General features: G+C 41.5%; 20 protein-coding genes. 6 read left to right on the top strand and 14 right to left on the bottom strand.

Annotated elements, in window-relative coordinates; all coding sequences use genetic code 11:
- Positions 1 to 306 precede the first annotated feature (306 nt).
- Together C727_RS0102900 and C727_RS0102895 are read left to right on the top strand one after the other, a co-directional pair.
- The gene (locus C727_RS0102900; protein WP_017444129.1) at positions 307 to 1239 is read left to right on the top strand and encodes a hypothetical protein; all 933 of its coding nucleotides are present in this window, start codon (positions 307 to 309) and stop codon (positions 1237 to 1239) included.
- A gap of 350 nt (positions 1240 to 1589) precedes the next feature.
- The gene (locus tag C727_RS0102895) at positions 1590 to 2429 is read left to right on the top strand and encodes a competence protein CoiA (protein ID WP_017444128.1); all 840 of its coding nucleotides are present in this window, start codon (positions 1590 to 1592) and stop codon (positions 2427 to 2429) included.
- Positions 2430 to 2968: 539 nt separating this feature from the next.
- On the opposite strand, the gene C727_RS0102885 is transcribed toward C727_RS0102895, so the two are convergent.
- The 3 genes from C727_RS0102885 to C727_RS0102875 all read right to left on the bottom strand — a co-directional run bounded on the left by C727_RS0102885 (position 2969) and on the right by C727_RS0102875 (position 5883).
- Entirely contained in the window at positions 2969 to 3799 is an 831-nt protein-coding gene (locus tag C727_RS0102885; protein ID WP_017444126.1) for a nucleotidyltransferase domain-containing protein, read from the bottom strand.
- 136 nt (positions 3800 to 3935) lie between these two features.
- The gene (locus tag C727_RS0102880) at positions 3936 to 4499 is read right to left on the bottom strand and encodes a single-stranded DNA-binding protein (RefSeq protein ID WP_017444125.1); all 564 of its coding nucleotides are present in this window, start codon (positions 4497 to 4499) and stop codon (positions 3936 to 3938) included.
- Between the two features lie 16 nt (positions 4500 to 4515).
- Complete coding sequence (locus C727_RS0102875; protein WP_017444124.1) at positions 4516 to 5883, bottom strand: MFS transporter; 1368 nt, start codon at positions 5881 to 5883, stop codon at positions 4516 to 4518.
- Positions 5884 to 6047: 164 nt separating this feature from the next.
- Here C727_RS0102875 and uvrA point away from each other — a divergent pair, with 164 nt between their 5' ends.
- Positions 6048 to 8864 carry an excinuclease ABC subunit UvrA gene (uvrA, locus tag C727_RS0102870; RefSeq protein WP_017444123.1) on the top strand — a complete coding sequence of 939 codons (2817 nt, stop codon included), beginning with the start codon at positions 6048 to 6050 and terminating at the stop codon, positions 8862 to 8864.
- An 85-nt stretch (positions 8865 to 8949) separates the two neighbouring features.
- On the opposite strand, the gene rpe is transcribed toward uvrA, so the two are convergent.
- On the bottom strand, positions 8950 to 9621 hold the full coding sequence (rpe, locus tag C727_RS0102865) for a ribulose-phosphate 3-epimerase (protein ID WP_017444122.1): 672 nt from the start codon (positions 9619 to 9621) through the stop codon (positions 8950 to 8952).
- Between the two features lie 316 nt (positions 9622 to 9937).
- Here rpe and C727_RS0102860 point away from each other — a divergent pair, with 316 nt between their 5' ends.
- Both C727_RS0102860 and C727_RS0102855 read left to right on the top strand, forming a co-directional pair.
- Entirely contained in the window at positions 9938 to 10609 is a 672-nt protein-coding gene (locus C727_RS0102860; RefSeq protein ID WP_017444121.1) for a TorF family putative porin, read from the top strand.
- A 60-nt stretch (positions 10610 to 10669) separates the two neighbouring features.
- Complete coding sequence (locus C727_RS0102855; RefSeq protein ID WP_237742279.1) at positions 10670 to 10885, top strand: DUF2970 domain-containing protein; 216 nt, start codon at positions 10670 to 10672, stop codon at positions 10883 to 10885.
- Between the two features lies 1 nt (position 10886).
- Here C727_RS0102855 and C727_RS0102850 read toward each other — a convergent pair whose 3' ends face one another.
- The 9 genes from C727_RS0102850 to C727_RS0102810 form a co-directional block, all read right to left on the bottom strand.
- Entirely contained in the window at positions 10887 to 11744 is an 858-nt protein-coding gene (locus tag C727_RS0102850; RefSeq protein WP_017444119.1) for a Dam family site-specific DNA-(adenine-N6)-methyltransferase, read from the bottom strand.
- On the bottom strand, positions 11722 to 12999 hold the full coding sequence (locus tag C727_RS18945) for a hypothetical protein (RefSeq protein WP_017444118.1): 1278 nt from the start codon (positions 12997 to 12999) through the stop codon (positions 11722 to 11724). The genes C727_RS0102850 and C727_RS18945 overlap by 23 nt, the downstream gene beginning before the upstream one ends.
- Before the next feature lie 12 nt (positions 13000 to 13011).
- Positions 13012 to 14082 carry a 3-dehydroquinate synthase gene (aroB, locus tag C727_RS0102840; protein ID WP_017444117.1) on the bottom strand — a complete coding sequence of 357 codons (1071 nt, stop codon included), beginning with the start codon at positions 14080 to 14082 and terminating at the stop codon, positions 13012 to 13014.
- 6 nt (positions 14083 to 14088) lie between these two features.
- Positions 14089 to 14604 carry a shikimate kinase AroK gene (gene aroK, locus C727_RS0102835; RefSeq protein WP_017444116.1) on the bottom strand — a complete coding sequence of 172 codons (516 nt, stop codon included), beginning with the start codon at positions 14602 to 14604 and terminating at the stop codon, positions 14089 to 14091.
- A gap of 208 nt (positions 14605 to 14812) precedes the next feature.
- Positions 14813 to 16858 carry a type IV pilus secretin PilQ gene (locus tag C727_RS0102830; RefSeq protein WP_155949153.1) on the bottom strand — a complete coding sequence of 682 codons (2046 nt, stop codon included), beginning with the start codon at positions 16856 to 16858 and terminating at the stop codon, positions 14813 to 14815.
- A gap of 4 nt (positions 16859 to 16862) precedes the next feature.
- Positions 16863 to 17402: a pilus assembly protein PilP gene (locus tag C727_RS0102825; RefSeq protein WP_026052523.1), complete on the bottom strand. Its 540-nt coding sequence runs from the start codon at positions 17400 to 17402 to the stop codon at positions 16863 to 16865.
- The gene (locus C727_RS0102820; protein WP_017444113.1) at positions 17392 to 18009 is read right to left on the bottom strand and encodes a type IV pilus inner membrane component PilO; all 618 of its coding nucleotides are present in this window, start codon (positions 18007 to 18009) and stop codon (positions 17392 to 17394) included. Before C727_RS0102820 ends, C727_RS0102825 begins: the two co-directional genes overlap by 11 nt.
- Complete coding sequence (locus C727_RS0102815; RefSeq protein WP_017444112.1) at positions 18009 to 18587, bottom strand: PilN domain-containing protein; 579 nt, start codon at positions 18585 to 18587, stop codon at positions 18009 to 18011. Before C727_RS0102815 ends, C727_RS0102820 begins: the two co-directional genes overlap by 1 nt.
- Entirely contained in the window at positions 18575 to 19666 is a 1092-nt protein-coding gene (locus C727_RS0102810) for a pilus assembly protein PilM (RefSeq protein WP_017444111.1), read from the bottom strand. Before C727_RS0102810 ends, C727_RS0102815 begins: the two co-directional genes overlap by 13 nt.
- Positions 19667 to 19805: 139 nt before the next feature.
- On the opposite strand from C727_RS0102810, the gene C727_RS0102805 reads away from it, so the two are divergent.
- Entirely contained in the window at positions 19806 to 22292 is a 2487-nt protein-coding gene (locus C727_RS0102805) for a penicillin-binding protein 1A (RefSeq protein ID WP_026052522.1), read from the top strand.
- On the opposite strand, the gene yihA is transcribed toward C727_RS0102805, so the two are convergent.
- The gene (yihA, locus tag C727_RS0102800) at positions 22289 to 22906 is read right to left on the bottom strand and encodes a ribosome biogenesis GTP-binding protein YihA/YsxC (RefSeq protein ID WP_026052521.1); all 618 of its coding nucleotides are present in this window, start codon (positions 22904 to 22906) and stop codon (positions 22289 to 22291) included. The two genes, C727_RS0102805 and yihA, sit on opposite strands and share 4 nt — an antisense overlap.
- Between the last annotated feature and the right edge of the window lie 39 nt (positions 22907 to 22945).

Here is a 22945-nt window from a genome sequence, read left to right as displayed (position 1 = left end):
TGGGGGCCTGACAAGCCTCATGATGATTGTTGGCTCTGTAGCCCTTTTGTTGTTTGTGTTGCGTTACGTAAGTATTAGATTGGTTCCATCGGATCAAGACAGCATTAAGGAGGTGTCTATGGATAAAACATTAAAAGCTCGCACTCGTATTTTTTAAGCTCGGTTTTTGAAAGTATATGGGCTACAGGAGTCGGGGTCATTGCAGGACACCTATCCGCCTAAGTACATTATTTATTACAGTGCGCATCAATTGCCCCCGTACTGTGCTTAGCGTTATAAATTGCAGTAGTTTGAAGGCTTTCTAATATGTCGATTTTAGAATTAAGTAAAACGGCAATGTATCAGGGAGAGTTTACTGACCGTAAACAAGAGTTCTCTGACGCATGCAAATGGTTATCCCAAGAGATGGGCTTCCCTTACAAGAGTAGTAGGATGGGCGACTACGAGCGGTTGCTAAAAACGTTTGTTAACCCCGGAGCTAAAGCTCCTACTGATCGCGACCTGATTGATGATTTTTATAATTTCATGCAAGCAGCGACCGAGGCGTGCCAGATAATCCGTCTATGGAATACTTTTAAAGATGGTCAGCATGAGGGGTTAAAAGATCGTATTAAGCATGTTATGTCTGGTAAGAGCATACGTGCTGAAGCAATCAAAAAGAACAAAAAGGGGCAAAATGATGATCCTGCACGAGACTTTGCGTTTGAGCTGAATATTGCATCTAGGTTTATTAAGGGTGGCTATGATGTTGACTTAACTGATAATTGCGATGTAGTTGTTACTATTGGAAAAGACAAACTATACGTAGAGTGCAAACGTATAAAATCTATGAAAAAATTGGCCTCTCGCATTAAAGAAGCATCAAGTCAGATTGATACACGCATTGGCGCAAATCGTAAAAATAAGTATGGCATGATAGCGTTGGATGTGACAGATGTACTTTTGCCTGAGGGGACCGTGACAGCAACTAGCGATGTGCGCTTGTATGATATGGAAATACAAAAAGCAATTACAGACTTCGCTAAAGAGCAGCAAGAAGTATCATTCAAAAACACAGGTCGTAATGTAGCAGGTGTTCTATTTGAGTTTAGTTCGAGCGCATTCTTTTCTCATGAGGAGAAAGAACCTGCATTGGGATTTGGGCGAGCTGCATGCATGTATAGGCAGGCTAGCCAAAATAAAAAGTCGTTTGCTCTAGTTTCCGGCTTTATGAACAAAATAGCCAACCAAAATCTATAAAGTTCTAATTTATAATGTGATACTTCCACCTAAGAACAGATAGGGATCTGCCCCATTATGAGTTAAGGCAGATATTCTAAAGATCTGTTTTTAGAGATAACCACACATTGAAGTTGGCTTAAAATAAGAGTTAATTGATTTCCGAACTGTGTAGTTCGCGCATATTTTCAAGAAAATGAGCGTCGAGCGCATTTTCTTGAAAATCTTTAGCACCAATAAAAAATTTATAGTTGGCAATGCATTACGTTATTTGTTAAAAGTAAACTTATTAAGTACATGTACGTGACATCGGCAGAAAGAAGCGCGCACTATAAAATTGCTGGGGCACACAAGAATTCGAGGATTAGTCTATGCAATTGGCATTGGTCAATGAAAAAAAGTTAGAGGCATTTCCAAAAGGAAGAGGGTTTTGTCCTATTTGTGGCGCAGAAACTATAGCCAAGTGCGGCCCGAGAGTTGTGCATCACTGGGCACACCTCAGAAAAAGGGATTGTGATCCCTGGTGGGAGAATGAGACTCTTTGGCATCGAGAGTGGAAGAATAGATTTCCATTGGAATGCAGGGAGATATCTCATGTTGCTGAAGATGGAGAAATTCACAGGGCAGATATAAAGACTCCAACAGGGATCGTTATTGAAGTTCAGCATTCATCAATGACTGATGCGGAAAGAATATCTAGAGAAAAGTTTTATAAAAATCTTGTTTGGGTAATTGATGGCTCCGCTTTCAAAGACAACTTTGATATTTATCACATGCTGCCCGATCCGCGATCTGAGTTGGCTCAAGATTTAGTGTGGAGCAAGTCCAAAAGACATATGCATGGAGCCAACACTGGAATATTTTTCCGGCTCTCTGAGGCCATTGAAGTAGACCCAGAGGTTACGAAAGCAACTCTCAGGGGAGGTTGGATACATGAAATATATGAAATTGAGAATCAAATAAAAGAATCATATAACGGCTACCAGCAATATGATTGGGTACGACCAAGAAAAACTTGGCTAGATGCAAATTGCCCGGTTTATATTGATTTTGGTGACGAATACCTTGTCAAACTAGAAATATATGATGAGTCCGGCCTTAAATGTATACGTTTAGTTTCAAAGCTAAAATTTGTGCATGATGCGATGACAGAATCAGAAGCGCAAAATATTGCTACTAGATTTTATCCGATTAACAAAGAACAGCCCTAACAAAGTGCTGCTAGGGACAAACCTACGCTGCGCTTCGGTTTGCTCCAGCGAACGACGCTAGCTGTTCCTCAAATATGGATGTTTATGACTGGTATTTTTTATCTAGATACATCAGGTTTAAATTTCTTTGCTGATAATGTAAAGGACTTTGATGGATTCTCGTTGCTAAAAAAACATCTAGGCTTCGAACTATATTTATCACCTATAACGTTATGGGAAGTGCTTTTAAACTCTAATGAATCAAGAAGAGATTATTTAGTATATTGGGCGCAGTTTAACTGTGGTCCCGAACTCCTTAAATCACCCTCTGAAATAATTATTCAATATATCTTGGCACTAATCGGGTTCACGGTATCTCGATGGGTTACTCAAACGCATTTGTGTCCAAAAATGAGTTAGATCGAACATCCCCGTTAATCCCCCTTCTCGCTCATAGCTGTCGGTCAGATAAAGTCCAATTTCATTCATCAGCAACCGTAGATCAAATATGAACCATATTAAAGTATAACCATTTAAAATCAGTTATCTATGCGGTATCCCTAGATAATTTTTTCGTTCCTTTCCAATACCGCTTTAAATAGTAAATTTAATGATTCAAATTGGGCATTTCTTACTTTATAACTTGCCGTATAGCTTTCATGACGAGTTAATTCAGATTCGATAAACTCGTTTATTACAGGCACCGCCGGCACGTACTCTTTTTCTAAACTTACTTTTTTGCGAGCTAATAAATCAGATATAGCCTCATCTAAGGGTTTATTATCGGCAACTAACTTGCGCAGTTCCTCAAATTCAATAGGTGCTGGTTTGTCATATTTTTCTAACCACATGATGGCAAGCAAAGGTCTTAGCACATAAAAATACTTTTTCAAAGGCACCAAATCCTTCTTTAGATATTCTCGAAAGTTACCTCTAGCCATGTGTAAATAGTGATAGATCGCTTTGTGCGAAGAAGCGATTGTCGGCATTAATGCCCTGGCTTTTTGAGCAAAATAGCCGTCATCTAGGTATATAATTGGGGACTGTAACCACTCGATAAATGCAGGGTTTGACTTCCAAAATAGTTTTAACGTTTTACGCAGATCCCAGCCATTGATATCTATTTCGTCAACTATTGGATATTCGATAACATCGCGTTTATCTTCAAAATCGACCGATAGATACCAGTCTTTTTTATGTACATAGATAAAGCGCACATCAAAATCACTGTTCGGGCTGGCAAAACCCCATGCCCGACTGCCTGACTCAACCGCATACAGCACTTTAACGTCATGTGCTTTTTCAGCATTCTCTATTCGGCGCAGTATCTCTGCGCGGACGTCGACCTCAATCGCAGCTTCAAAACTTGGATTTAGTTCTTTATCTTCCATTTTTCACTCACCTTTATAGGCCAACGCCACACCAGTATGGCAGCAATTCGAGGATTATTTAATGTGAGCCGAACAAAAAAGCCGCTTAATAGCGGCTTTCTAAAATATTTTTCAACATTTTTATTTTTGTCTTAGGTCAAAACGGAATATCGTCGTCAAAATCGATATTTGGTTCACTCGGCGGCGCAGCTTTAGGGGCTGGCGCAGGCGCTGGACGGCCCTGACCACCTTGTGCCGGTGGCGCTTGATTATATTGCTGCGGCGCGTTCGGCTGCTGATAGTTACCTTGCGGTTGTTGGTTGTTATAACCACCTTGGTTATAGCCACCTTGTTGACCGCCTTGGTTGTCAGAGCGACGATCTAACATTTGCATGGTACCCGTCATGTCGACAACAACTTCTGTGGTATATCTGTCTTGGCCGTTTTGATCTTGCCATTTACGCGTTTGCAGTTTGCCTTCAAAATAAACTTGCGAGCCTTTACGCAGGTATTCACCAGCGATTTCGGCTAGTTTGCCAAAAATTACCACTCGATGCCATTCTGTTTTTTCTTGCATTTGACCGCTGTTTCTATCTTTCCAAGATTCAGAGGTCGCCAGAGTCAGGTTTGCTACTGCATTGCCATTTGGCATAAAACGCACATCTGGGTCTTGCCCCAGATTACCAACCAAGATCACTTTATTTATGCCGCGAGACGCCATAATCTTCTCCTAAATTTTAACTGTTCGTTTTCAGGCAGTTTTGCAATGCCCGTTCATCTAATTGTTTGGGCAGAACTTTTAAATAAGCCTGCTGTTCTTCGGCGATCACTACCGCTTCTTCTACTCCGGTGACTTGCAATAATGCCTCTGCTACCTGCTCAGCCGTGTTGTTTTGGTCAATCGTGACACTAACCACCCGAGGGCGTGTTCTTTTAGGTAGCTGTAGCGAGTAGCTTATCAATATCCAAGGTAAACACAAAGTGGCGGCAAAAATTAAAACGCCATCAACTGAAGTCGTTTGCAATAACACACCACCTAAGCTGCCACCGGCAAACGCACCAGCAAACTGGCTGCTGCTAAACATTCCCATTGCCGATCCTTTTTGACCGGCCGGTGCAATGCGACTTACCCAAGCAGGTAAATTGGCTTCTAAATAATTAAACGCAGCAAAAAATAACACGAGCGCAGCTAAAATAGTATAGTTGTTGTTTTGACCAAGCCAAATAAACAGCATAGCGCCGGCCAATGCAGCAATAGCGGCAATAAATACGGCTTTTTCTTTATTTTTTTTCATTGCCCATAACAGCACAGGGGTCATAACGACAAAAGACGCTAGCAAGGCAGGAAAGTACAACATCCAATGACTTTGCGATTCAAAACCTGCTTTCACTAAAATCCCTGGCACTACGACAAACAAACAGGTCAGTTGTAAGTGTAAAAAGAATACGCCAAAACTCAGCTTTTGCAGTTGTTTATTTTTAACGAGCTGTTTTAATTGCTGTGGCACAGCCACCGCATCACGGTTCGTTTTATGACTGGTTTGTTTGGGAATGGTCAAAAGCACTAAAATAATGCCTAATACCGCAAATACAGCGGTTAATAAAAATAAGCCATCTAAACCAATTTTTTGTGCCAAAAGCGGCCCTAAAACCATGGCAGCGGCAAAGGATAAACCTATGCTCATGCCAATTATTGCCATCACTTTTGACCTTTGCTCTTCGCGGGTCAGGTCTGCAGCCAAGGCTAATACGGCGCTAGCAATCGCCCCCATGCCTTGCAAAAAACGACCTAGCGTCACCCAATAGACGTGATCTGCGGTCGCGGCAATTAAACTACCAATGGCGAATAAAGTAAGACCTAAAATAATCACAGGCCGGCGGCCTATTTTGTCGGATAACAACCCCATCGGAATTTGTAATAGGGCTTGGGTTAACCCATAAGCACCTATAATCAAACCAATCCATAACGGGGAGATCCCTTGCAATGATTGTCCATAAACGGCTATCACGGGCATTATCATAAATAAGCCCAACATACGCAGGCTAAAGACACCTGCCAGAACAGCCGCTATTTTTTTTTCGGTACCGGTTAGCGCGTTCGACATATCAATATATAAAAAATCAAAATTTGAAAGCGACAGAGTATAACATGCAGGGCAATAAAGGTACTGTATAATTAACCAGATTTTTAACGCTAACTGCTAAATTTGTGATACTTTGAGCGACTAAAGCCGTATAGCAAAATAAATAAATTTCTGTCAGGTTAAGTATGGACAAAATAGAAATCCGTGGCGCACGCACGCACAATTTAAAAAATATCGATTTAACTTTACCACGCGACAAGCTCATCGTGATTACTGGACTGTCTGGTTCGGGTAAATCTTCATTAGCTTTTGATACTTTATACGCTGAAGGTCAACGTCGCTATGTCGAGTCATTGTCGGCCTATGCTCGCCAATTTTTATCTCTGATGGAAAAACCAGATGTTGATCATATCGAAGGTTTGTCACCGGCTATTTCTATCGAGCAAAAATCAACGTCGCACAACCCAAGATCTACCGTTGGAACGATAACCGAAGTTTATGATTACCTTCGTTTGTTATTTGCTCGCACCGGTGAGCCAAGATGCCCTACGCATAAAGAGCCACTAGCGGCGCAAACCGTTAGTCAAATGGTTGATCAAGTATTAGCAATGCCTGAAGGCGAAAAGCTTATGTTGCTAGCCCCTGTGATTAAAAACCGCAAAGGCGAGCACATTAAGGTATTCGAAAACTTATCGGCTCAAGGTTTTATCCGTGCTCGTGTTGATGGCGAAATTTGTGATTTAAGTGATCCACCCACTTTAGAACTACACAAAAAGCACACGATAGAGGCCGTGGTTGACCGTTTTAAAGTTCGCAAAGATTTACAAACTAGGTTGGCTGAATCGTTTGAAACTGCGCTAGAGCTGAGTAACGGAGTTGCCGTTATCGCCTATATGGATGATGACAATGCAGACGAAATTGTTTTTTCAGCAAATTTTAGTTGTACCCAGTGCGGATACAGCATGCAAGAAGTCGAGCCAAGATTATTTTCGTTTAACAGCCCGTCGGGCGCTTGCGCAACTTGTGACGGTCTGGGGGTTAAACAATATTTTGACCCTAAAATTATCGTGCAAAACCCTGAATTGAGTCTGTCTGGCGGTGCAATTAAAGGCTGGGATAAACGCAGTTATTATTATTTTCAAATGCTTAAAACGATTGCGGAGCATTATGGATTTGACGTAGAGCAGCCTTGGCAAAACTTAAATAGCGAACAGCAAAACGTCGTTTTATATGGCTCTGGTAGCACTAAGTTAAATTTTGCGTATATGAATGATCGCGGCGATGTGATTAACCGCAGTCATACGTTTGAAGGCGTGATCCCAAATATGGAGCGCCGCTACCGCGAAACTGAGTCTAACTCGGTGCGCGAAGATATGACTAAATATTTGAATAATCAGCCCTGCCCTAGCTGTCATGGTGCCCGTTTGCGCGAAGAAGCGCGCAATGTATTTATTGCCGATACTAATTTGCCGCAAGTGGCTGATATGTCGATTGAAGGCGCGGCCGAATTTTTTAAACAATTAGAGTTTAGCGGTCAAAGAGCGCAAATTGCCGATAAAATTTTAAAAGAAATTAACGACCGCTTGGGCTTTTTGGTCAATGTTGGTTTAAATTATTTAACCTTGTCACGCAGCGCTGAAACCTTATCCGGGGGTGAAGCCCAACGTATTCGTTTAGCCAGCCAAATTGGTGCAGGTTTAGTTGGCGTTATGTATGTATTGGATGAACCTTCAATTGGTTTACACCAAAGAGATAACGAACGTTTATTAAAAACGCTCAATCATTTGCGCGATTTAGGCAACACTGTCATCGTTGTAGAGCACGACGAAGATGCCATTCGCAGTGCTGATTATATTTTAGATATAGGGCCAGGGGCTGGTGTACATGGCGGCCACATTGTTGCGCGTGGAGCGCTTGAGCAGATCACAGAAAACCCTGAATCACTCACTGGGCAATATCTATCAGGTAAACGACAAATTGCAGTGCCCGAAAAACGCCATCCAGCGGGTGAGCAATGGCTGCAACTAAAAGGCGCCAGTGGCAATAACTTAAAATCGGTTGATTTAGATATTCCAATTGGTCTGCTGACTTGCATCACCGGCGTTTCTGGCTCAGGTAAATCAACACTGATCAACGAAACCTTATTCCCGCTTGCGCAGTCTGCGCTGAATAAAGCCAATAATACCAGTGCCCCTTATCAGTCGATCGATGGCTTAGAGCACTTAGATAAGGTGGTAGATATTGACCAGAGCCCCATTGGCCGCACACCTCGCTCTAACCCAGCCACCTATACTGGCATTTTTACCCCTGTGCGTGAATTATTTGCCGCCACACAAGAAGCAAGATCACGCGGTTATAAACCCGGCCGCTTTAGTTTTAATGTGAAAGGTGGTCGCTGTGAAGCTTGCCAAGGTGATGGTGTCATCAAAGTAGAAATGCACTTTTTACCCGATGTATATGTCCCTTGCGATGTTTGTAAAGGTAAACGCTATAACCGGGAAACACTCGAAATTAGATACAAAGGCAAAACCATTGATGAGGTCTTACAGCTCACGGTTGAAGATGCTCGCGAATATTTTGATGCCGTGCCTGCAATTGCTCGCAAGCTGCAAACGCTCATTGATGTGGGTTTAAGCTATATCCGTTTAGGCCAGGCTGCCACAACCCTTTCGGGTGGTGAAGCTCAGCGTGTTAAATTAGCCCGAGAGTTGTCTAAACGCGATACTGGTAAAACCCTTTATATTTTAGACGAACCAACCACAGGCCTGCATTTTTACGACATTGAGCAATTATTGGCTGTGATCCATCGTTTGCGAGATCATGGCAATACGGTCGTTGTGATTGAGCATAACCTAGATGTGATTAAAACAGCAGACTGGATCGTTGATTTAGGCCCTGAAGGTGGCAGTGGGGGGGGTGAGATTTTATTTTCTGGCACCCCAGAAGACTTATGTAAACACAAAAGCTCACACACAGCTCGCTTTTTAAAAGACATGTTGTAAAACCAAGCTGAGGTAGCATGAGGGCGATTAACTGCCCTCTGCTGCATCCGACTCAGCTAAAAACCCTCAACCCATCTGTTATTGATTATTTTACGCTAGCAAGCTCGGTGCGCATCTCATCTATCGCAACTTTATAATCGTCGGCGCCAAATATTGCAGTTCCGGCTACAAACATATCAGCCCCGGCGGCAGCCACTTCGGCAATATTATTCGCTTTAACACCGCCATCAACTTCAATCCGGGTTGTTAATCCTAGCTCGTTAATGCGCGCTCTTAGCTGCTTTATTTTATCCAAGGTATAAGGAATAAATGATTGCCCACCAAAACCCGGGTTAACCGACATAAATAAAACAAAGTCTAACTGAGGCAATACATAGTCTAATACAGATAACGAAGTGGCTGGGTTTAATACTAATCCCGCTTTAATGTCACGTGATTTAATTAACTGAATTGAGCGGTCTACGTGGCGGCTCGCTTCTGGGTGAAAACTAATATAAGACGCCCCTGCATCGGCAAACTGAGTAATTAAGTCATCTACTGGCTCAACCATTAGGTGAACATCAAACTCGGCTTTAATGCCATAGTTTTTTAACGCCTCTAAAACGGCTGGGCCAAAAGTTAAGTTTGGAACATAGTGATTATCCATTACATCAAAATGAATAATGTCCGCACCAGCATCGCTCACTTTTTGCACTTCTTCGCCTAACCGAGCCAAATCAGCCGCTAAAATAGACGGCGCTATAAAATAAGGGTTCATACCAAAATCACCTAATTAGTTCATAAGTTTAAATTTATTTTACACGGCCAGCAGCTAGGCGCAAAGCAGACAAGCGATATTCACCACCTTGGTGCATAATTGTTTAATGCACTTATATCGTGCACAGTTTTTAACCAGCCGAAAAAGCTTTTACAGGTACATTCGTTAACGCAATTTTAAAAAACGTCGCGCGAGCGCCCTAAATCCGGCCCTTTATAATTTATTTTTAGTTAATTTTAAAAATAGGCACAGCGGTTGCAATACCCTTATCAGCACATTAGCAATACTAAATTATGCATATTTGGGAGAATCCAGCATGAAAAAAACACTATTAGTTGCTTCAATTTTAGCCGCGTCTTTTACCTCAACTTCTGCTTTGGCAGGTGACGTTTCAGCAAATGTTGCTGCAACCTCTAACTACTTATGGCGTGGTCAAGAACAAACAGGCGGTGACGCTGCCATTTCTGGTGGTATCGACTACGCTGACGAATCAGGTTTTTATGCAGGCACTTGGGTTTCAAATGCTTCTTGGGCAGATGAAATGACTTACGAGATGGACTTTTACGCTGGTTTTGGTGGCGATCTCAGCGAAGGCGTTAGCTACGATGTAGGTTACGTTTATTATGCATATCCTGATGCATCCAGCGAGTCTGATTCAGATTTTTCTGAAATCTATGGTAGCGTAAGCATGGAAGGCTTTACTTTAGGTGTGGCCGTATTAGCGACTTCAGCTGCTGACGGTGACGGCACTGACTTTGGTGATTCTTTATATATCTCTGCAGATTATGGTTTTGCCGTGGGTAGCAATGGCACAGAAGTCACTTTACATGCTGGTCACTACTCAGGTGACTTTGTAGGTGACGACGACATTATTGATTTTGGTGTCTCTGTTTCTAAAGATGGTTTCACTTTTGGTTTATCTGACACCGATATGGACGGCTCAGACATGAAAGCTTATGTTTCTTACGCGGTTGATTTTGACCTGTAAAAAACAAACATATTATAACAATTAATAAAAAACTCCATTGCTATATTTAGCCCACTATTAGTGGGCTTTTTTTATTCTTGCGTCTATCCTTTAAGCATGTCTATAAAGCGCTATTTTAAAGCCGTTGGCAGCGCATTATTCGGTGTGCAAAGCCAAACCAATCGGCAACAAGATTTTAAGCAAAACTCGCCGCTGGGATATATTCTGGTGGGGATTATTATGGTTGCGTTATTTGTCGTGTTATTAGTGAGCCTGGCGCGCTTTATCGCCAGCTAAACTAGCTAATCACTTCACCACGCTGTTGCACTTTATATAAAGCTAATACTTCTTTCACCGCTTTGCGACTAGAGGTTTGACGGCTAATTAAACGAGCGACTTTAGTCGACTTAATATTGGCCTCTTGATAAAGACTGCGGCTTACTGGGGTGTCGTGGTTACTCACCAAAACAGAGTTTTTACCGGTTTGCGCCAGTTGATGAGCTGTTTTTGCCAGCCTTTGCTGATCTTTTAAATTAAAGCTGTTTTTGGCATAACTGGTAAACTTTGCTGTATCGCTTAAACTCAGATACGGGGGATCACAATATATTGCCGCACCCTGAGGTGCATTTTTCATACAGGTTTCAAAGTCTAACCGAGTAAACACTGCGCGCTGTGCCTTGCGGGCAAAAAAATACATTTCTCGCTCAGGAAAATATGGTCTAACATATCGCCCAAATGGCACATTATACTGACCAGATAAGTTATAGCGACATAAGCCATTGTAACCATGGCGATTTAAATAGGTAAATAACACCGCACGCCGAAAGCTATCTTTTTCCTGATTAAACTCACTTCGAATGCCATAATATGCATCTTCGTTATTATATTTAGTTTGATATAGTTCCGCACAACTATTGATAAGGTGTTCAGGCTGATCCCTTAAATGTTGATAAAGTGAAATTAAATCAGGATTAATGTCGTTAAGCACATAAAACTTATAGTCGGTATTTAAAAATACAGATCCAGCCCCAACAAAAGGCTCAACCAGGGTATCACAGCGTTTAGGTAACAAGGCGGTTATTGTGTCGACCAGCTTGAATTTGCCACCCGCCCACTTTAAAAAAGCTCTGTTTTTAGTTATCTTTTCTTTTTTCACGGATCGTATTTTGTATGCTGGCAACGGATTTGGCAAACGCACCCGCCGCTTTTAAATGTTCCGGCAATTTTTGTAACTCGCTCTGAGCCTGCTGCCAACTCGAATAAACACCGGTCGTAATGCCATAACCCTGCTGTCCATGATAAATTTTGACAATGCCTGTTAGCTGATGTTTATTAATATATGCTTGTAAATAATCTGTTTTTTTGTGCAAACTGACCTGAATAACATAACGATCTTTGCTCTGCTTTAAAAACCAGTCGTTATCAAAATCAGTTTTGTTTGCCAAGTCTGCAGGCTCTAGTTTATCTTCTTCTGCTTCACTTGTCTGTGGCTGAGTCGCAATTTTAACGTCAACATCACTTACATTACTTTTATTTTGCTCTGTTTGCTCTGTTTGCTCTGTTTGCTCTGTTTGCTCTGTTTGCTCTGTTTGCTCTGTTTGCTCTGTTTGCTCTGTTTGCTCTGTTTGCTCAAGAGATTCTTTCACAGTATCAAAAACTTGTTCATCATTTTGCAATTGAGGTTGCTGTTTTTTTTCAGCAAAATATTCAGCGGCTGTCATCTCTCTGCTACTCTGAGTGATAGGATCTTGCGGAGCTTCGGGCTCACTTTGCGTTTTTTTAATAACTTGTTGATCGCTAACAGGCGAGCTTTTTTTATCTTCTACCGAGTCGTTGCTTTGGTATAACCAATACAGGATCCCTACCGTGAGCAAAACAGAAATCGCCAAAATAAACAATAACAACCATCGGCTTTTATGGTTGCCAGCCGGTGGGATATCTTTGTCTGCTATTGGTGTTAAATTTTCGGCTGTTGGTCCAATAAGCGTGCAAGGACATGCTATTTTTTCTAATAAAGAAAGCGCATTAAAAGCATCTTTATTGGCCAGCTCTAGCACTACTTTAAAGCGGCTGTTAAAAACCCGCATACAAGCAAGGATCTCTAACATAAAAACACTGGGTGGCATCCCCTTAAAAATTAACAACCAAGGCCGCTGATCGCTACTGCTTTGGTGTTGGTTTAATTGTTCTACCAGAGGGGTGTCGGGCGTGGCGCTTGGCAAGCCCACTAATTGCCGCAAGATGGTATTTCTAAGCTGATTCAGGTCGCTTTGAGCAACCTGATAGCTGATATTAAATTGGGTCTGCAATTGTTCTAGCTGCCGAACCAAAGGTTGATTAACTGAGCTGTAGATCACAATTGCATCGACATACAGCAGGTTATGCAATAGCCGATCGGATGTCTCCGACATTTTGGCTACTCCTTATTTAAGGACGTTTGCAAGCTCTGCTTCGGTCACATCATCTAAAATATCGCAGTGGCCGATTTTAGTTGGAATAATAAAACGCATTACACTATTGTGAACCTTTTTGTCGCGTTTCATATGTTTGATAAAATCATCCACTTGCATAGATTCAGGCTTTACCACCGGCAGATCATAACTTGCTATAGTTTGTTTAACTTCAAGGTAATCTTGTTCACTGATATAACCACGTAGTTCGGCTACTTTTGCAGCTAAAACCATACCAGTCGCTACGGCTTCGCCGTGCAACCAGTTACCATAACCCATTTCTGCTTCTATCGCGTGACCAAAGGTGTGACCTAAATTTAATAGTGCACGTTTGCCCTGCTCAGTTTCATCTGCTGCAACAATTTCAGCTTTAATTTGGCAACAACGTTTAATTACGTCCGCTAATAAGTCACTCTCTAGTGCACAGATTTGAGCTTGTTTAATAATTAATTCGTTCCAAAACTGGCGGTCAAATACAATGCCATACTTAAGCACTTCGGCCATACCTGCGGCAAACTCGCGGGGTGGTAAAGTGTTTAAGGTATTAATATCAATAATCACTGCTTGGGGTTGTTTAAAAGCCCCAATCATATTTTTGCCCAGCGGGTGGTTAACTGCGGTTTTTCCCCCAACGGATGAATCGACTTGAGCTAATAATGTCGTCGGTATTTGTACAAATTTAACCCCTCGTTGATAACAAGCAGCTACAAATCCAACCAAGTCACCAATAACACCACCGCCTAAAGCGACTAATGTAATATCACGGCCACAATTATTTTCTAACAAAAAGCTGTTCAGCTTATCGAATGATTCGAGTGATTTATAGGCTTCGCCATCTGGTAATTCGTAACTTAAAATCTGGCAGTGCTGCAAGCTTTGTTTTAAGGTTTGCATATACAAAGGTGCAACTGTGGTATTACTCACTATTACCACTCGTCCCGTGAGGTGTTGTTTTAACACCTCAGGGTTATTAATTAAGTCTTTACCAATTAAAATATCATAGCTGCGATCACCCAGCTCGACTCTAATATCTGAACGCTTCATTTAAGATTAAAATCCCAGCTTATCAATGATTTGACGGGCGACTACTTTTGCACTCTGGTCGTCTGTTTTAACCACAAGATCAGCAATCTCTTCGTACATTGGATTACGCTCTTGTGCAAGCTCAACCAAAACTTCTTTTGGTTTATCTGTTTGCAACAAAGGTCTGCGCTTATCTCTCGCCGTGCGTGCAACTTGCTTTTCGATAGTCGTTTCTAGGTAAACAACAAAACCTCGTGCAGACAGGCGGTTACGGGTATCTTTACTTAAAATAGAACCACCACCGGTTGCCAACACAATGCCTTGTTTTTCTGTAAGGTCAAAAATAACCTTTTCTTCACGCACACGAAAGCCCGCTTCGCCTTCAACATCAAATACCCAAGCGATGTCGGCACCTGTTCTGCGCTCTATTTCAGAGTCAGAATCGTAAAAATCAAGGTGCAGTTCCTGTGCAAGTTGTCGACCTATCGTACTTTTTCCGGCCCCCATAGGGCCAATCAGGAATATATTTCTTTTCTCAGCCATTTTAATCTTTACACATCTATTTAGTTAAATTGCTCCGAAAGTTCACTCGTTCTTTTAAAAAGAGCCGCGATTATCCCAATATTCGACGCCTAAAAGCAAGTAATCAAAACAAAATAAACGCCTTACAGCGCTTTTAAAGCAGGTTTAATAAACATTTAAGACATCGGAGGGCTGCAAAGGAAGTTTTCTTCCTCTGCAGTATAGTGGTTTAAAGCTTTTCTGTAACGATTTTTGGTGTTACAAAAATTAATAATTCTTTTTTCTCGTTAAATTCGTTCGTTGTTTTAAACAAACGTCCCAAATACGGGATATCCCCTAATAAAGGCACTTTCTTTTCACTTGAGACTAATTGCTGTTGATAAATACCGCCCAAAACTATGGTTTCACCGTTGTCGACCAACACTTGAGTGCCGATTTCTTGCGTATCAATTGCTACAGCAGAGCCCGTGGCTGTTTGCACTGTATCACCACGCGTATCTTGAGTGATAACCAAGTCTAAAATAATTTTATTATCCGGGGTGATCTGAGGTGTTACTTCTAAACTCAAAACTGCTTTTTTAAAGGTCACCGCAGTGGCTCCACTGGATGAAGCTTGCACAAATGGGATTTCAGTCCCCTGCTCTATATAAGCGGTTTTTTGGTTAGCGGTTGTGATCCTTGGGCTAGCAATAATTTCACCTTGGTTTTCAGACTCTAACGCACTTAACTCAAGGTCTAATATGGTTCCGTCTGCTAGGCGAGCGATACTAAAGCCTATGCTACCGGCGGCCGATGATGAGCTGACCGGTAAATTAACGTTCAAACGGTCTGACATGCTAGGAATAGTGCCGCCACCAATGGTTTCTGCACCGCTAAGCGTACCTGAAACACCATCAGCACCGTCTTGATCACTAAAGCCCCAACGAATGCCAAATTCTTCGGTTAGGTTATCGTTAACGGTCACAATACGCGACTCTATGGTTACCTGTTTGACTGGAATATCTAAAATCTCAACAAGTTTACGAATGTTTTTTAAACTATCTTCGGTATCTCGCATTAACAAAGTATTGGTTCTTTGATCAACTGAAACGCGTCCCCGATCTGATAACATATTGGTTTCTTGATTGCGTAGCATCTCTGCGATATCAGAGGCTTTTGCGTAATTAACTTGAAAATATTCAGAATATAAGGGGGCTAGCTTTTCAACCTGATTTTTTGCTTCTAGCTCTTTAGCTTCTCGTGCGGCTATTTCTTCACTGGGTGCAACCAGTAAAATAGAGCCTTCCATGCGTTTATCTAAGCCTTTTACTTTTAGAATAATATCAAGCGCCTGATCCCAAGGTACCCCATCTAAACGCAAGGTGACTTGGCCACTGACCGAGTCACTGGTAACTAGGTTAAACCCATTGTAGTCTGCGATAATTTGCAGAACTGTTCTAACATCTATGTCTTGAAAGTTAAGTGAAATCGGCGAGCCTTCGTATTTTTTTTCGCTCGACATAGCGCCTTTTTCTTCGTCTTTAATGAGATCAATGGTAAAAATATTATCTAGTTGCTGATATTGGTAAGCATACAAATCACTGGTTTTGATTTCGATTCTTGTTTGCCCTTTTTCTCGAAAGGTTTCAATGGAGTCGACGATAGTTGCAAAGTCTGTGACATCCATTTGATAAAGCAAGTCAGGTACTATATCTGTATTGTGAAAAACCAGCGAGAGTGATTTTTGTTTTTCTTGCACGTCAACCGCTGCCATGCTGTTTTCTAAAAAGACTAAAACTCGACCCCCCTTGTCTTCATTGGTTCTAAAATCCAGCGCTTCAATTTGGTTTACAAATTCTTTTTTATCTTGAACTTTGCTAAATCCACTGTTGTCGGAAACGTGCAGTTCAAGCGTATTGCCATTCACTTTAGATTTATAAACCTTAAGAGAATCCATTAATAGTTCAATTTGAATGTCTTCACTTTTTTGCTCAACGGTTATATTTTCGACACCAGCAGAGTCAACTTTGGTATTGGCCAAAAATTGTTCAAAAGTCGCTTCTGGTAATTTGACCCGAATGCGCGCTGGGTTATTAATCACTTGTATGTCTGGTGTGCCAGCAATTGGCTGATCAAACACAAACTCAAATCGGGTTTCACCAGCAACAACCGGGTTGTACTTGATGTCATACATTCGGTTTTGTGCTTGTGCAGGTTTGAGACCCAGCAAGCTCAGCATGAGCATACTGGTAAACAAACTTAAGTATTTAACGCTAAGTATTTTTCTGAGTGTCATTTTATTAATTTCCCGCACCTGTATCTGCATCCCAAAGTGGTATTTCTGCTTTTCTTAATTCCCAGCACCCAGTTCCATCAGGCACCATTTCTTCTAATAGAATAAATTGATTATTAATTTCTACGATGCGGCCATGAAACAGCCCCATGTAATTTCCCTGCTTAACTTGATACAAGGTACCATCAGCTGTTGAAGCAAGCGCTGTTAAGTCGTTTATTCGCCCCATGGTGCCGCGGATTCTGATATTGTCCAATGCGTATTTTTCTAGCGGATCTCTACGACGCGAATAGTTTGGCTGTAAACAATCTAATTTAGTTTGTTCATCACTTTGCAATAACTCAGGTTTTGGCTCTATGAAAGGACTTCGTAAACCACTGGCTTTGTATTCAAAATGCTCAAATTCTTCAACTTTAGGAATAGGGTCTATATCAGAAGTTGTTTGCTCACGGGTTTGCTCAACAAAAATCTGTAAATCACTGGTATCTTTATTACAACCAGATAAGGCAATAATAAACATCAAGCAATAGCAGTATCTACTTATCATTCTGCTCTCCCTGATCAATATTATAGCGATAAGTTTTTGCTAACAGGTTAAGCTCTAACTGATCACCTTGTTTACCAACAATTGTAAAATTATGCAGGGTCACAATTCTCGGCAGTGCGGCAACTCGGCCTAAAAATTCACCAAACTCATGATACCCCCCTACCACTTGCAGACGTAACGGCAACTCAGTATAAATTTCTCGTTTAACTTCCCGTTCCCAATTTATTTTTTTAAAGGTTAACCCGCTCGTTGTACCCACATAGGTAATATCGTCAAGTAGTCCCGGTGTTTCTGTTTGAGTGGGTAGTTTTTTAAGTAGTTCTGAAAAATCTTTCTCCATTTCAGCCATTTGCAATTTGTAAGCGTCTGCGTTTTTGGCCAGTTGATATTTGGCTGCAAATTGAATTTTTAAACTTTCTTCTAAATTTTGCACATTTTTATAATGTTTAATTTTGTCCGATACAAACAGATTAAAGCTTAAATAGCCCACTAAAAGAGCCACTAATATCGCAATAAAAACCTTAACGGGTTTAGGCCAACTGCCCATGTTGTTAACATCAAGTTCAATTTCGTTGAGGCTTTGCAGATCGATATTTTTCCAATCCATTATTTCGACTCCTTACGCTCACGATCTTTTTTCTCAGTGTAGATTTCTGCAACCATACTAAAATCACTTAACACTCGAGCTTGGTCTGTATTGTTGGCCGCGATAATGGCATTTAACACTGGGTCATGTAATAAATATGAGCTTTCAATTTGCCGCATCATGGTAGAAACACGGTTGTTTGATTCAGTTTTGCCTTGCAGCACCACCTTATCATCTGTTTTTTCTAATTTAATGAGGTAAATACCTGGAGGAACAACCTTTACGAGTTCATCCATGATTTGAGCCCCTAGATTGCGGTTACGCTGCAGATCAACAATCAACTGCATTCGCTGTTCTAAACTGGTTCTAATATCTTTTAGGGTTTGAATTTCTTTAATTTTTGAGTCTAAAACAGAAATTTCTGATTGCAAGAACTGGTTCCGAGCCTGTTGATTTTCAATCAGTGTAGAATAATATGCATTGATACCATAAACGACAAATAGGGCAAAGAGCGCACACCCCCCCAGAACCGCTATATATTGTTTTTGCTTACGCGCTTTTTGCTGCTGTCGCCAAGGGAGTAGATTTATATGTGGCATGCGTTAAAGCTCCTCATAGCCAAACCACAAGCAATCATAAAAGACGCACTTTCAGCAGTGTATTTTTTACGCTCATGCGCTGACATATCAGCTGTGGTGAAATCTAACTTGCCTAAAGGATGAGCAACAACACAATGTATGCCTAATTCATCTTCAATCACTTCTTTTAACCCTTCTACCACGGCGGTTCCGCCAGAGAGAATTAAGTAGTCGATGCGGTCTTCAGCGGTTGAGGTTGTAAAAATCTGCACCGAACGCCGTACTTGCTGAATCACTGACGTTTGAAACGGAGCTAAAACTTCGTACTCATAATTTGGTGGTAAATCTGATGTTAATTTAGCCAGTTCGGCTTCTTCGTAACTTTTATTATAAAAACTAATAATATTTTTGGTGTATATGTCGCCGCCAAAGGTTTGATCTCGGGTAAATAATACCTGCCCGTTTTTAATGGCGCACATTAAAGTAATTTGTGCACCCAAGTCTATCACCCCCACTACTTTATCTTGATAATCGTCGGGTAATTGGTAGTGGCAAAGCTGTAACGCGCGAGCTAATGCATAAGTTTCTACGTCGACCACTTTAGCCTGAAGGCCCGCCAGATCGCACGCAGAAACACGCGCTTCAACACTCTCTGTTCGAGCTGCGCTCAACAATACATTGACTTTGCTTGGATCTGAGGCATTCGTTTCAAGACGTTCAAAATCAATGCTGACTTCTTCGATTGGGTATGGGATTAAGCTATCGGCTTCGATTTCAATTTGTGTCGCTAACTCTTCGTCATTAAAATTAACATCCATATAAACTGTTTTTGTGATCACGGTTGAACCAGACACTGCAATAGCGACTTTTTTGTGCTGTTTCGGAAATTTTTTTCGTAAGCGGGAAAGTACTTTACCGACCGCTTCGATATCCTGCAAATCTCGCTCATTCATTGCACTTTTTGGCATACTCTCCGTTGCACAATGAAGTACACGAATATCTTCTTCAACTTTTTCCAGTAAAACTGCTTTCACTGCATAGGAGCCGATATCAATACCAATTAGCAATGCGTTTGTGTTTTCAAAGAGTTCCTTAAGCATAACATGACCACATACTTGTTATTATTTACTCCACATTGCAATATTAATGTTCGAGTTTCTAACTCATTTATCATTATATTGTCTCTATTTACTGATAATATCTACTATCTAAGCTAACTGCCAGAAGTTTTATTACTTGGTGACCTTTGTGAAGAAAATTTTAGTTACATTATTTATATTAATTATATTAGGCGCTATTGGCGCTTGCGCCACCATTTATGTGGTTTATTTAAACGTAAAAGACGAATTACCGCCAGTTGAAACTTTAAAAGACGTTGAGTTTCAGACGCCTATGCAAGTTTATTCCGCTGATGGAAAATTGATTTCTCAGTTTGGAGAAAAACGCCGCATACCGTTAAGTTATCAAGATATTCCAAAGTCTTTAATAGATACTTTATTAGCCACCGAAGATGCTCGTTTTTTTTCTCATAATGGGGTTGATGTTATTGGTATCTTTCGCGCGGCTTTCACCGTTTTACTCAGTGGAGAAAAAAAACAAGGCGCCAGTACCATTACTATGCAAGTGGCCCGAGGTTTCTTTTTAACTCGTGACAAAACTTATATTCGTAAAATCAAAGAAATTTTTATTGCTTTGCATATGGAACAGGTCCTCAGCAAAGAAGAAATATTAACGCTCTACATTAATAAAGTGGAATTAGGCTATCGGGCATTTGGATTCGGTGCGGCAGCTCAGGTTTATTATGGCAAACCATTAGCAGAACTCAGTATTGAACAAATGGCTATGTTAACTGGTCTGCTAAAAGCCCCTACTGCCTATAATCCGCTGCGCAACCCAGAACGCGCTTTATTTCGTCGCAACACTGTTTTATGGCGCTTAAAAGACACTGGGGTTATCAATGATAAAGAATATCAAGTTGCGATAAAAACCCCTTTATCGGCCAAATACCATGGCGCACAAATTGAACTAGACAGCCCTTATGTTGCTGAAATGGCTCGTCAAAAGCTCGTTGAGTTATATGGGGAAGAGTTGGCTTATACTAAAGGTTTTCAGGTATATACCACTATTAATGCTAAGGCTCAAAATGCAGCCACTCAAGCATTGCGCAACAACTTGCACAACTATGACGAGCGTCATGGTTATCGCGGCCCAGTTAAGCAGCTTTGGCAAGCCAATGAAACGCCATGGCAAACAGAAAAAATACTCGATATGTTGTCTGCTTACGAAGACTATGGTTTAGTCCAAAGAGCAGTCGTGTTAACCACAGATACAGAAAAAAACCAATTCACGGCAATCACACGTGATGGTGCGACCGTGAGTATTGATTGGGATGGCATGAAGTGGGCCCGAAAATATATTCATGATGAAGCTCAAGGGCCTGCACCAAAAACAGTTGCAGATATATTGCAACCAGGTGCACTTGTAAGTATTCGTAAAAATGATGGGTACTGGCAATTAACCCAATTGCCTGATGCCTCAGCAGCGCTGGTAGCACTTAACCCAAATGATGGAAGTATCATCGCACTCACCGGTGGATATGATTTTCATCAAAGTGAATTTAATCGAGTCACTCAAGCTAAACGCCAGGTTGGTTCTAACATCAAACCATTGATCTATTCAGCCGCGCTAGAACATGGTTTTACGCTGGCAAGTATTGTTAATGATGCGCCAATTAACCAATGGGATCGCAGCCAAGGGACCGTCTGGCGTCCACGAAATTCACCGGCGATTTACGATGGCCCTATTCGAGTGCGCAAAGCTTTAGCAAAATCTAAAAACGTGGTTTCGGTTCGTTTATTAAGAGCTGTGGGTTTAAATAATATTATTGAGCATTTGGCTAAATTTGGCATTAATCCGCACGATCTGCCGCGCAATGAATCACTCGCGTTAGGCTCGGCATCATTAACGCCCATAGAAATGGCGACCGCCTATACTGTTTTTACAAATGGTGGTTATTTAGTTGAACCTTATGTCGTTGATAGGATCCTGACACCAGATGGTGAGCAGGTTTACAAAGCAACCGTTAAAGTTGCCTGCGACGACTGCGCTGCACTTGAACAAGTAAATGCCCAACAGGCTCCACGTGCAATCTCAGCGCAAAATGCATTTTTAGTAGCAGACGCAATGCAAAGCACGATTTGGGGCGGCGGCAACTGGGGTAAAGGTACCGGCTGGAATGGCACTGGCTGGCGAGCTCAAGCCCTAAAACGACAAGACATTGGAGGTAAAACTGGTACCACCAACGAAGCAAAAGATACTTGGTTTAGTGGTTATGGCCCTGATGTGGTTGTCACCAGCTGGGTCGGTTTTGATGACCACAGTCGGGCTTTAGGTGCGACTTCAGCAAACCCTAACCTACCAAGTGATCAAGTTTATGGGCGTGAGTTTGGTGCTCAAACCGCGCTACCAGCTTGGATAGATTTTTTAGATGACTATTTAGCGGATAAACCCCAGCAAAATTTACATATGCCAGATGGTGTGGTGACAGTGCGTATAGATAGTGAAACCGGCCAATTAAGCCGGCGAAATGATCATACTTCACTCTTTGAATACTTTGTCAAAGGCACTTCACCAACGACTTATCAGGAATCGGGGGATCGCTTTAGCCAACAAAATGGTCGCTCACTGAGTACCAGCGACGAAGATAATTTGCAGGAGATATTTTAAACAGAGGGCTCTTTGCCCTCATCATCGGCTTGGTACCACTGGTTAAGTTTGTTTTCTAGCTGCTTGATGCCAAGCCCTTTCAGCGATGAAAAAAGTTCAATTGTCACATCGCCACAAAACGCTAAACTTGCTTCTCTGATCTCTTTTAACACCTTGCTACGTGCGCCCTGCTTTAACTTATCAGCTTTAGTTAACAACACTAACACAGGAAGCTGACTGTCGACTGCCCAGTAAATAAGATCTTGGTCAAGATCTTTCATTGGGTGTCGAATATCCATTAATACCACTAAACCGGCTAAACATTCACGTTTTTGGAGATACTCACCAAGAGATTTTTGCCATTTTTCTTTAACGGCCAGTGGCACTTTAGCAAAACCATACCCAGGTAAATCGATCAAACGTCTTTCATCATCTAACGAAAATACATTAATCAGTTGCGTGCGACCGGGGGTTTTACTGGTTCTGGCCAAATTTTTTTGCCCTGTTAACGTATTTAACGCACTGGATTTACCGGCGTTGGAACGACCAGCGAATGCGACCTCAAAGCCAGTATCTTCGGGTAATTCTTGTATATTGGGGGCGCTTGTTACAAATTTTGCGGTATGGTAATTAATCACGACTGACTCCTGTTATTTTGCCGCGCTAGTCTACAC

Origin of the sequence: Gayadomonas joobiniege G7 (assembly GCF_000300815.1) — a bacterium.
GTDB lineage: Bacteria > Pseudomonadota > Gammaproteobacteria > Enterobacterales > Alteromonadaceae > Catenovulum > Catenovulum joobiniege.
The sequence above is the reverse complement of the archived record's forward strand: the minus strand, read 5'-3'. Positions and strand labels throughout refer to the sequence as shown.